Here is a 9832-nt window from a genome sequence, read left to right as displayed (position 1 = left end):
TCGCTGAGCCGCTCGTGCAGTGCGGCCGCGCCGGGCCGTTCGGCGGGTTCCTTGGCGAGGCAGGCCCGGATGAGCGGGGCGAGCTGCGGCGGGACGGCGGACAGGTCGGGTTCCTCGTGGACGACCCGGTACAGCATCACTTCGGAAGAGGCCCCGGAGCCGAAGGGGGTGTCCCCGGTGAGCGCGTACGCGAGGGTGGCGCCGAAGGCGAAGACGTCGGTGGCCGGGGTGACGGCGACTCCGCGCACCTGTTCGGGTGCGAGGAAGCCGGGGGAGCCGACCGCGGTGCCGACGTGGGTGAGGGTGCTGGCGCCGCGCGACCACGCGATGCCGAAGTCGATGATCCGCGGCCCGCGGGGGGAGAGCAGGATGTTGGAGGGCTTGAGGTCGCGGTGGACGACCCCGGCCTCGTGCACCTTGACCAGCCCGTCGGCCAGCGCGGCGCCGATCCGGGCGGCCTCGGGCCAGCTGAGCGGCCCTTCGTCGCCGACCCGCTTGTAGAGGGAGGGCCCGGGGACGTACGCGGTGGCGAGCCAGGGGCGGTCGGCTTCGATGTCGGACCCGACGACCCGGGCGGTGCAGCCGCCCCGGATCCGGGAGGCGGCGGCGATCTCGCGGGCGAAGCGGGTCCGGAACTCCTGGTCCTCGGCGAGTTCGGCGCGGATCAGCTTGAGGGCGACGCGCTGTCCGCGGCGGTCGGAGCCGAGGTAGACCACGCCCATGCCGCCGGCCCCCAGCCGCCGGTGGAGGCGGTACGGCCCGACGATGCGGGGGTCCTCACGCCTCAGCCGCATCATCGCCATGTCTCGTTCCCCGTCAGCCCGTGGGTGAGGCCCCGTTGGTTGGGGCATCGTCAGTTCCTGTCTGGCACAGCTTACGGACTGCCCGCTGCGGTGTGCTGATACGCAACACCTCGCGCCGCCGTGCGATTGTCGGATCGTGCGCTGAGCTGCAGGTCATAGGGGCGCCGAATCGCTTCTCGGGGTTGCCCCTCAGGGTTCCCCCGGGGGCGGGGTAAGACCTCCCTCCCCCTCCGGTAGTACGCCTTGAGTCTGAGCGTCATCCTCCGGGATGCCCGAGGAACAGTACGACGGCATGACGCCCACGAGACCCCCTGACCAATAGCGTTGTGTCCAGCGGTGGACGGGGAGCTCGTCCCCCGAGGTAAGCCGTCCACCGCGCCAACTCGACCGGATCAGGAGCAGGGCCATGGCATCGCAGCAGACGGGTACTTCCCGCCGGCCTCGGTCGGCCTTCACCCAGTCCCAGTCCGCCGAGCAGCCCACCCGGCACCCCGCCGTCGCGCTGGCCATGGCCCTGCCGTGCGCCGTGCTCCTGGTGCTGCTGTTCGGCGGGTGGGAGCAGATGGCGAACCAGGCCGAGGTCCTGGCCGAGCTGATCGGCCGCTGAGGCCGTCGAGGCCGCCAGGGCCGAAGTAAGAGGAACACCAAGAACGGGCACTGTTCCCCTGGGGACGGGGAGCAGTGCCGCCGGGGAGGCCGCGACCGCGTTGACACGCGGACGGGCGAGAGCGGTTCGCAGAGCGCCCCGGCAGGCGGAGATGCCGCGTACGGACGTCGGTGAGGGCGACCGTACGCGGCTCTTCTCCGCCCCGAGTCCCGAGGCCTCGGTCCTACCGGAACGACAAACGGCCGAGGCCGCGACCCTGACGGATCGCGGCCTCGGCCGTTACTGTGCGCGATACTGGGATTGAACCAGTGACCCCTACCGTGTCAAGGTAGTGCTCTCCCGCTGAGCTAATCGCGCCTGATGTGGCGGTTGTGCAGCAGACCCCGAGGGGCCTGTTACGGTGCGCGATACTGGGATTGAACCAGTGACCCCTACCGTGTCAAGGTAGTGCTCTCCCGCTGAGCTAATCGCGCCTGATGTGGCGGTTGTGCAGCAGACCTCGAAGGGCCTGTTACGGTGCGCGATACTGGGATTGAACCAGTGACCCCTACCGTGTCAAGGTAGTGCTCTCCCGCTGAGCTAATCGCGCCTGGTGAGGCGGTTGTGTAGCAGACCTCGGAAGGTCCGACGTGCGCGATACTGGGATTGAACCAGTGACCCCTACCGTGTCAAGGTAGTGCTCTCCCGCTGAGCTAATCGCGCGGGGAGGCCTCCCGATGGAAACCGGGGGACCTCTTGGAGGTGGAGACGGGATTTGAACCCGTGTACACGGCTTTGCAGGCCGTTGCCTCGCCTCTCGGCCACTCCACCAGGCAACGCATGAAGAACGACCTTACACTGTTCTCCATCGAGCGGACGACGAGATTCGAACTCGCGACCCTCACCTTGGCAAGGTGATGCTCTACCAACTGAGCCACGTCCGCCTGTCTCCCGGGATCTTCACCGCTTTTCTTCGGCTGCGCTCCCCGGCGACGTGTTGAACTCTAGCGGATTCCCGGGCCAGCTAAAAATCCGTTCCCGCAGCGTGCCGAGGGGATGCCGGCGCAGTGCCGTCCCGTCAGCCCTTCCGGCTGGTCACCGGTCACCACCTGCGGCGCTCCCGGACGATCATCCGCGAGTCACCCGGCGCACACCCGCACGACGCACTCGGCTGCTCGTACGCGGGGGCGCGGGGAGCGCGGAGCTCGGGGGAGTGGGGGCCCGACCCGGGCCACGCCCCCGACCTACACTTCAGGCACCGCCGCCCCCAGCACCACCGCGCAGGAGAACCGTGTCCGGCCACCCCGACCCCCGCACCCCGCTCGCCCGCTTCGGCGGCCGCCTGGCCACCGGACTGCGAGACGTCACCTCGGACCCGGCCGCGCTCGACTCCTCCGGCTACTGGGCCGTCGCCTACGACTTCGAGGGCCGGCTGACCTGCGCCCGCTTCGACGACGTCCGCCCCGCCCCGGCCCCGCCCTCGGGCGCCGGCTGGCAGGGCCCGGCCGCCGGCAGCTGGCACAGCTCCTTGGACCGCGCCGCCTACACCGCGGGCGTGCGCCGCATCCGCGAGCACATAGCCGCCGGCGAGGTCTACCAGGCCAACCTGTGCCGAGTGCTGTCCGCGCCGCTGCCCGACCCCGACCGCAGCGACATCGACGCCCTCACCGGCCTCCTCGCCCGTGGCAACCCCGCCCCGTACGCGGGCACCATCCGACTGCCCGAGCACGGCGTCGAGATCGCCACCGCCTCCCCCGAGCTCTATCTGCACCGCTCCGGGCGCACGGTCTCCTCCGGGCCGATCAAGGGCACCGGCCGCACCGAGGACGACCTCCTCGAGAAGGACCACGCAGAGAACGTGATGATCGTCGACCTGGTCCGCAACGACCTCGGCCGGGTCTGTGGGACCGGCACCGTCACCGTCCCCGACCTCTGCGTCGTGGAGAAGCACCCCGGGCTGGTCCACCTCGTCTCCACCGTCGAGGGCACCCTGCGCGACGGCGCCGACTGGCCCGAACTGTTCGCCGCCACCTTCCCGCCCGGCTCGGTGACCGGCGCCCCCAAGTCCAGCGCCCTGCGGATCATCGAAGCCCTGGAGACCGCCCCCCGCGGCCCCTACTGCGGCGCCGTCGGCTGGGTCGACGCCGACCGCGGCGAAGGCGAACTCGCCGTCGGCATCCGCACCTTCTGGCTCGACCGGCAGGACCGACGGACGCCTGTCCTGCGCTTCGGCACCGGCGCCGGCATCACCTGGGGCTCCGACCCCGAGCGCGAATGGGCCGAAACCGAGCTCAAGGCCGCCCGGCTGGTCGCGATAGCGTCGGGCAGAGAGACCGACAGCGACACCCACACCGACCATGAGCCGCACCGCGCCTAGGAGTAGCCCTCGATGGACAACCGCACCACGAGCTGGGTCAACGGGACCCTCGTCAACTCCGCCGACGCCGCGGTCTCGGTCCTCGACCACGGCCTCACCACCGGCGACGGAGTCTTCGAGACGCTGAAGGCCGTCGACGGCCGGGCCTTCGCGGTCACCCGCCACCTCGACCGGCTCACCCGTTCCGCCCGCGGCCTCGGTCTGCCCGACCCCGACCACGATCTGGTCCGCGAGGCGTGCGACCAAGTGCTCGCCGCCAATCCGGCCCCGCTGGCCCGCCTGCGCGTCACCTTCACCGGCGGCAACGCCCCGCTCGGTTCCGAGCGCGGCACCACCGGCCCCACCCTGGTGGTCGCCCTCGGCGCGATCAACCGCCGCCCCGACGAAACGGCCGCCCTCGTCGTCCCCTGGCGCCGCAACGAGCACAGTGCGGTCGCCGGCCTCAAGACCACCTCCTACGCGGAGAACGTCGTCGCCCTGGCCGCCGCCCACCGCGCCGGCGCCTCCGAGGCCCTGTTCGCCAACACCGCCGGCCTGCTCTGCGAGGGCACCGGCACCAACGTCTTCGTCGTCCTCGGCGGCCGCCTGCTCACCCCCACCCTCGCCGCCGGCTGCCTCGCCGGCATCACCCGGCAGCTGGTCATCGACTGGTGCGGTGCCGAGGAGGCCGACCTCCCGCTCAGCGCCCTGCGGGACGCCGAGGAGATCTTCCTGACCTCCACCACCCGCGACGTCCAGGCCGTCACCCGCGTCGACGACCGCGAACTGCCCGGCATCGGCCCGGTCACCGCCAAGGCCATGGACGTCTTCGCCCAGCGCAGCGGCGACGACCTCGACCCCTGATCCCCCGCCCGGGCAGACGCCCCGGGGAGACGCCGCGGACCACGTGGATAACCTTCCCGGCGAGGGGAAGGGACCACGACATGACCACCACGCTGCGCCCCGAGGGCCCTGAGACACCCACCGCGGCCGGTGGCCGCACCAGACGCTGGCGGATCCTCGCGAACGGCCACCAGGTCGGCTCGCTGCGCACCACCTCGGCCCGCCATGGCAGCCAACTCTGGGGCGAGATATCGGAGTTGGAGGTCCTGGAGGGCCGGGGCCGGGGCCGCGGCACCTTCGGCGCACTGGCCGCCGAGGAGGTGCTGCGCACCTGGGGCTGTACCCGGGCGGATGTGGTGGTCCCCGAGTCCGCCCCGATCGCCCGCGGGCTCGCCATCACCCTCGGCTACACCGAGCGGATGCGGAACCTGGGCAAGAGCCTGACCACCGCCCCGTCCCTGCCCGTCGGCGTCACCGCCCGCCCGATCGGCGCCGAGGAGTTCCCGGCCTGGATCGACCGGGCGGCCCGGGAGTACGTCCGCTCCCTGATGGACTCCGGCCTCACCGAGGAGCAGGCCCACGCCAAGTCGAGCCTGGACCACCGCAACGTCCTCCAGCAGGGCGCCGACACCCCCGGCGTCGCCCTGCGCCGGCTCCACGGCGCGGGCGGTGTGGGCGGCGTGGAGGGCGGACCGCTCGGCTCGCTCTGGGTGAACCTCCGCCTGCGCGACCTGCCGGACGGCACCCCGCTCGCCTGGGTCATGGTGGTCGAGGTGTCCCCGGCCCACCGGGGCCGGGGACACGGCCGCACTCTGATGCTGCTCGCCGAGCAGGAGTGCCTGGCCGCCGGAGTGCGCGAACTCGGCCTCAACGTCTTCTCCGGCAACGAGGTCGCCCTCCGGCTCTACGCCTCGCTCGGCTACCGGATCGTCAACCGCTGCTTCGGCAAGCAGTTGTGAGGAGTTGACGGAACGTCAGGCGTCGTCAGGAAGCCTTCGCGGCCTCGATGGCGGCAACGATCCGCTCGCGTAGCCCGTCCTGGCTCTTCCCGCCGTCCAGCCGCTCGCGGCCGATCACGTACGTCGGCGTGCCGGTGACCCCGATCGCCTTGCCCTCGGCCTGGTCGGAGTCCACGATCAGCATGTGCCGGCCGTCGACCAGCGCGGTGTCGACCTCCTCGACGTCCGCCCCGACCTCCCTGGCCACCTCCAGCAGCACCTGCTGTCCCCGGGCGTCCAGCTCCTCGACCCGGGCCAGCAGCGCCTCCACGAACGGCCACCCCAGACCCTGGGCGAACGCCTCCTCGGCCGCCTCCGCCGCGGCGTAGGCGTGCTTGTGCTTCTCCAGCGGGAAGTGCCGCAGCTCCACGGGCAGCGCGTCACCGTACTGCGCGCGCAGCGCCCGTACGTCGTCCAGGGCGGTACGGCAGTCCGGGCACTGGAGGTCGCACCAGAACTCGAGTCGGGGGAGGGAACCATCGATCATCCCCCCAGTGTTCCACTAGTGGGTGCCCGTTCCCGCCCGGCGGTGCGCCCGAGGGCGGACCGACAGGGAGGTACCCGATGACCAGGACGACCGGAGACGAAGGGGCCCACTCGTGCTGACCGCGGCGATCAGTTTCCTGCTCACGGCCGGCGGCGTGGCCGTCGCGGGCCTACGGGCCTGGCGTCGGCGCTTCCGCTCGGCGACCCGCTGGTTCGCGGTGGCCCTGCTGCCCGCCGGGCTCTACCTGACCGGCCTGTTCCCGTTGGCGAGCACCATCGGCCGGGCGTTCGCCGACTGGGCGACCAAGCTGGTCTTCGACCCCCGGGTGTGGACCGGCATCGTGCTGCTCGGCGTCTCCGCCGCGCTGCTGGTCGCCACCCGCTGGGTCGATCGCCGCGGAGCGGTGGAAGCCTCCCCGGAGCGCCCGGCCGCCGCCGGACCGGCCCCCGAACGCCCGGCCGTGGCCACGGCGCCCAAGGCGCCCGGGAAGAAGCAGACGGGCAAGCGGGACGACGGCCTCGGCGACTTCGCCGACATCGAGGAGATCCTCCGCAAGCGCGGCATCTGAGGCGCGCGGGCCGGAGCGGGAGCGTCAGGCGGAGGCGACGGCCTCCGCCGACCGCTGCCGCGCCCGGTAGGCGGCGACGTGCAGCCGGTTGCCGCAGGTCCGGCTGTCGCAGTAGCGCCGCGAGCGGTTCCGGGAGAGGTCCACGAAGACCCGCGCGCAGTCCGGCGCCTCGCACCGGCGCAGCCGCTCCCGCTCGCCCGCCATCAGGATGAAGGCCAGGGCCATGCCCAGCTCCGCCGCGAGGTGGGGGCCGAGCGCGGCGTGCGGCGCGAAGTAGTGGATGTGCCAGTCGTGGTGGTCGTGATTGACCAGCCGGGGCGTCGTCCCGGCGGCCGCGACGATCGCGTTGACCAGCTCGGCGGCCGCCTCGGTGGACTCCGTCCGGAACACCTCGCGCAGCCGGGTGCGCAGCTCGTGCACCTGGCGCAGGTCGTCCTCGGTCAGCGAGTCGATCTCGCTGATCTCCTGGCGGACCACGAAGGCGTCCAGCGCGGCGACGTCCGGCAGTCGCTCGTCGCCGCACACCTCGGGTGCCGTGTTGAGCAGATCCACGAGGATGCTCAGCGCGCACTCGGTGTCATGGGTGATCAGCACGTTGGGACTCCTCGCGCAGGGGACTCCGGTACCCCGCGTCCACGGTTACCCCAGACCATACCGGCCCTTGCGGCATAAGGGCGGCGCGTTTGTTCGAAGGTCTGTACGGATTCCGTCAGAGCGTCCCAAAGCGGGCGCCGTCCCCCCGGCGCACCTCCCGGGCGTGGGGCCCGAACGCCCCCGGAAACGACGACGGCGCCCGACAGCGAGGCCGGCCACCCGTACGGATGGCCGGCTCCGGTGCCGGGCGCCTGCGGTGCTGTGGCCCCGCTCCGGTGGGAGCGGGCCGTCCACCGGCCCCGAGACCGCGTCGTGCGCGGCTGAGTCTGCTGCCGTGCCCCCGAGTAGGACGGCAGCGATCACGGCAGGGAGTTCGGCCCCGCCGGCAGCGGGGCTGGACCGCCTCCGGTCGGGGTCAGCTTTCGGCGAGGATGTGGGACAGCTCCCGGTCGAGGTCGAAGTGACGGTGTTCGGTGCCGGGGGGCACCGCGGCGTCCGTCCGCTTGAGGAACGACTCAAGCGCCCGGGCCGGGGCCTCCAGCAGGGCTTCTCCTTCCGGAGAGCTCAGTGCGATGCAGACCACCCCTTGCCCGTGGCTGCGGGACGGCCACACCCGGACGTCGCCGGTACCGGTCGGTCGGTGCAGCCCCTCCGCGAGGAGATCTCGGGCGAACACCCACTCCACGGTCTCGTCGGCGCCCGTGTGGAACGTGGCGTGCACGGCGTAGGGGTCGGCGGTGTCGTAGCGCAGGCCCGCGGGGACGGGCAGTGAGGACTCGCTGGACACGATGAGGCGCAGGTGCAGCTCGCAGCTGACCGTGGTGTTCATAAGCGCCATGGCCTTTCGCTCAGTGTGCGCTCGGGGATTCGCACGTCGGCGAACGGACCATCCCACCCCCAAGACCGATGTAAACCCCTCTGTCCCGATTCGGGCGCGAGTCGTACCCCTTACGGCGCATTGCGGAATCGTCGCGGAGTACCCGCCCGGGGCATTACCGGCGGTTCTTCTCGGCCGGTTTCCGGGGTGGCATGTCCGGGGGCATCCGGCGGGCCGGTGGGAAGCGCCGGGTGGGTCGGGAACAGGGGAGCGGGTGGTGCGGTCGGGCCCGACCAGTCGTGCGCGCGGACGGGGCCGGTGGAGTGGTGGGAGCCGGGGCTGGGCCGGGCGGGCCCGCCCCCGGCGCCCGGGACCGAGGGGAGGGGTGGTGGGCGGGAGGGGTGTTCGGAGCACCCCTCGGGATGCGGTAATGTTTTCCCTGCACCCGGGCGATTAGCTCAGCGGGAGAGCACTTCGTTCACACCGAAGGGGTCACTGGTTCGATCCCAGTATCGCCCACCGGAATGCATTGTGATATGTGAGGCCCAGTCGGTTATCGGCTGGGCCTCACATGTATTTCCGGAATCCATTCGGGGCAACGGTGGCAAATCCGGCTGAGGCTCAGTCACCTTCCGCGCTGAGTGCGAGTTCTGTGGATGTGTCGGCCGTTACTCCGGAAGACCGAGTTGTACGACTGCCTCCGAATGGTGCTAGAGTTCATCTCGTTGCCCGGGCGATTAGCTCAGCGGGAGAGCACTTCGTTCACACCGAAGGGGTCACTGGTTCGATCCCAGTATCGCCCACCGGACAGCACGCAGGCCCTGACCAGGAAACCGGTCAGGGCCTGTGGCGCGTTCGGGGCCGGTTACGCGGCCGCCTCGCAACCGTGCCCGGGCTCCAGTCGACGACCGCAGACGCACCGGGCCGGGCGCAGCGGCCAGGAGAGGTCCACCCGCTCCGGCGTCCCCGAGCGGTCGAACCAGGCCTGCAGCCCGCGCGCCTGCGCCGCGTGCCAGACCGCCTGCCGCAGGTGCAGCTCCGCCGCAGTCAGCCCGCCGAGCGCCGCCGGGTAGCGGGCGCCTATTCGCCGGATCAGTGACAGGGCCGCCGTCGCGTCCGCCGCCGCGTCGTGCGCCCCGGCGAGGTCCACTCCGTAGTGGGCGCACAGGTCGGTCAGTGTCCGGCGGCCCTTGCGGTAGCGGTCCACGTGCTTGTCCAGCACGCGCGGATCCAGCACCACCAGCCCGGCACCGTCCAGGCAGGTGCTCAGCGCCAGCCCGTGATGACGGCGCAACTCCCGGTCCAGCAGGGTCAGATCGTAGGGCGCGTTCATCACCACCACGGGCCGGCCGGCCCGCGCCTGGGCCGCCAGGGCGCGGGTGACCTCCGCGACCACCGCGCGGGCCGGCCGGCCGTGCCTGCGGACCTGTTCGTCGGTGATGCCGTGCACCGCGCGGGCGCCGTCCGGGATCGGCATGCCCGGATCGGCGAGCCAGGTGGTGGTCTGAGCCGTTGCGCCCGGGGCGAGTTGGACGACCAGGGCGGCGGAGACGATCCGGTCGGACTCCACGTCCACGCCGGTGGTCTCGGTGTCGAAGGAGGCGAGTGGGCCGGTGTACCAGTGCTGCTGCATGACTGCCCCTCAGGCGTGCGTTCCGCGCCTGGGTGATACCCGGTTCTGACGCCCGCTCAACCCGTTTGGCCCAGCCCCGACCGGGGATCCTGCCCAAGGACGCGCCGTTCGACTCGGACGGGCCCGGAGCCGGGGGAGGCCACGGGG

Annotated in this window: 10 protein-coding genes and 8 tRNA genes; 7 read left to right on the top strand and 11 right to left on the bottom strand. The window is 71.9% G+C overall.

Annotated elements, in window-relative coordinates; all coding sequences use genetic code 11:
- Nucleotides 1–803, bottom strand: an 803-nt coding sequence (locus BG452_RS02510) for a serine/threonine-protein kinase (protein ID WP_188302458.1), incomplete at its 3' end; no start/stop codon positions are given.
- A 406-nt stretch (nt 804–1209) separates the two neighbouring features.
- Between BG452_RS02510 and BG452_RS02505 the strand changes: the two genes are divergently transcribed.
- On the top strand, nt 1210–1410 hold the full coding sequence (locus BG452_RS02505) for a hypothetical protein (protein ID WP_188302457.1): 201 nt from the start codon (nt 1210–1212) through the stop codon (nt 1408–1410).
- 285 nt (nt 1411–1695) lie between these two features.
- Here the strand turns inward: BG452_RS02505 and BG452_RS02500 are convergent.
- The 6 genes from BG452_RS02500 to BG452_RS02475 form a co-directional block, all read right to left on the bottom strand.
- Nucleotides 1696–1767, bottom strand: a tRNA-Val gene (locus BG452_RS02500).
- 44 nt (nt 1768–1811) lie between these two features.
- Nucleotides 1812–1883: transfer RNA gene (locus tag BG452_RS02495), tRNA-Val, on the bottom strand.
- A gap of 44 nt (nt 1884–1927) precedes the next feature.
- A tRNA-Val gene (locus tag BG452_RS02490) sits at nt 1928–1999 on the bottom strand.
- A gap of 41 nt (nt 2000–2040) precedes the next feature.
- Nucleotides 2041–2112, bottom strand: a tRNA-Val gene (locus BG452_RS02485).
- A 34-nt stretch (nt 2113–2146) separates the two neighbouring features.
- Nucleotides 2147–2220, bottom strand: a tRNA-Cys gene (locus tag BG452_RS02480).
- A gap of 40 nt (nt 2221–2260) precedes the next feature.
- Nucleotides 2261–2333, bottom strand: a tRNA-Gly gene (locus tag BG452_RS02475).
- Between the two features lie 347 nt (nt 2334–2680).
- On the opposite strand from BG452_RS02475, the gene BG452_RS02470 reads away from it, so the two are divergent.
- From BG452_RS02470 to BG452_RS02460, 3 genes are all read left to right on the top strand, one after another.
- Entirely contained in the window at nt 2681–3766 is a 1086-nt protein-coding gene (locus BG452_RS02470) for a chorismate-binding protein (RefSeq protein WP_188302456.1), read from the top strand.
- Nucleotides 3767–3778: 12 nt separating this feature from the next.
- Entirely contained in the window at nt 3779–4609 is an 831-nt protein-coding gene (locus tag BG452_RS02465) for an aminotransferase class IV (protein ID WP_188302455.1), read from the top strand.
- Between the two features lie 80 nt (nt 4610–4689).
- Nucleotides 4690–5547, top strand: a complete 858-nt coding sequence (locus tag BG452_RS02460) for a GNAT family N-acetyltransferase (protein WP_188302454.1) — start codon at nt 4690–4692, stop codon at nt 5545–5547.
- Nucleotides 5548–5572: 25 nt separating this feature from the next.
- Here BG452_RS02460 and BG452_RS02455 read toward each other — a convergent pair whose 3' ends face one another.
- On the bottom strand, nt 5573–6073 hold the full coding sequence (locus BG452_RS02455) for a DsbA family protein (protein WP_188302453.1): 501 nt from the start codon (nt 6071–6073) through the stop codon (nt 5573–5575).
- Nucleotides 6074–6185: 112 nt separating this feature from the next.
- On the opposite strand from BG452_RS02455, the gene BG452_RS02450 reads away from it, so the two are divergent.
- Nucleotides 6186–6641, top strand: coding sequence for a hypothetical protein (locus BG452_RS02450; protein WP_188302452.1), 456 nt, complete (start codon nt 6186–6188; stop codon nt 6639–6641).
- Between the two features lie 24 nt (nt 6642–6665).
- Here the strand turns inward: BG452_RS02450 and BG452_RS02445 are convergent, their stop codons facing one another.
- Nucleotides 6666–7235, bottom strand: coding sequence for a CGNR zinc finger domain-containing protein (locus BG452_RS02445; RefSeq protein ID WP_188302451.1), 570 nt, complete (start codon nt 7233–7235; stop codon nt 6666–6668).
- A gap of 415 nt (nt 7236–7650) precedes the next feature.
- Nucleotides 7651–8064, bottom strand: a complete 414-nt coding sequence (locus BG452_RS02440; protein ID WP_030056266.1) for an SsgA family sporulation/cell division regulator — start codon at nt 8062–8064, stop codon at nt 7651–7653.
- A gap of 435 nt (nt 8065–8499) precedes the next feature.
- Here BG452_RS02440 and BG452_RS02435 point away from each other — a divergent pair.
- Together BG452_RS02435 and BG452_RS02430 are read left to right on the top strand one after the other, a co-directional pair.
- Nucleotides 8500–8571 (top strand) — tRNA-Val (locus tag BG452_RS02435).
- 212 nt (nt 8572–8783) lie between these two features.
- A tRNA-Val gene (locus BG452_RS02430) sits at nt 8784–8855 on the top strand.
- Between the two features lie 62 nt (nt 8856–8917).
- Here the strand turns inward: BG452_RS02430 and BG452_RS02425 are convergent.
- Nucleotides 8918–9685 carry an exonuclease domain-containing protein gene (locus tag BG452_RS02425; protein WP_188302450.1) on the bottom strand — a complete coding sequence of 256 codons (768 nt, stop codon included), beginning with the start codon at nt 9683–9685 and terminating at the stop codon, nt 8918–8920.
- Between the last annotated feature and the right edge of the window lie 147 nt (nt 9686–9832).

This window comes from Streptomyces sp. CBMA123 (assembly GCF_014596465.1).
In the GTDB taxonomy this organism is placed as follows: domain Bacteria; phylum Actinomycetota; class Actinomycetes; order Streptomycetales; family Streptomycetaceae; genus Kitasatospora.
Note: the sequence above shows the minus strand (reverse complement) of the source record. Positions and strands in the feature narration are given on the sequence as shown.

Coding starts and splice junctions, on each gene's coding strand:
- BG452_RS02460 (WP_188302454.1), top strand. CDS start 4,690: ATGACCACCACGCTGCGCCCCGAGGGCCCTGAGACACCCACCGCGGCC.
- BG452_RS02505 (WP_188302457.1), top strand. CDS start 1,210: ATGGCATCGCAGCAGACGGGTACTTCCCGCCGGCCTCGGTCGGCCTTC.
- BG452_RS02465 (WP_188302455.1), top strand. CDS start 3,779: ATGGACAACCGCACCACGAGCTGGGTCAACGGGACCCTCGTCAACTCC.
- BG452_RS02425 (WP_188302450.1), bottom strand. CDS start 9,685: ATGCAGCAGCACTGGTACACCGGCCCACTCGCCTCCTTCGACACCGAG.
- BG452_RS02440 (WP_030056266.1), bottom strand. CDS start 8,064: ATGAACACCACGGTCAGCTGCGAGCTGCACCTGCGCCTCATCGTGTCC.
- BG452_RS02455 (WP_188302453.1), bottom strand. CDS start 6,073: ATGATCGATGGTTCCCTCCCCCGACTCGAGTTCTGGTGCGACCTCCAG.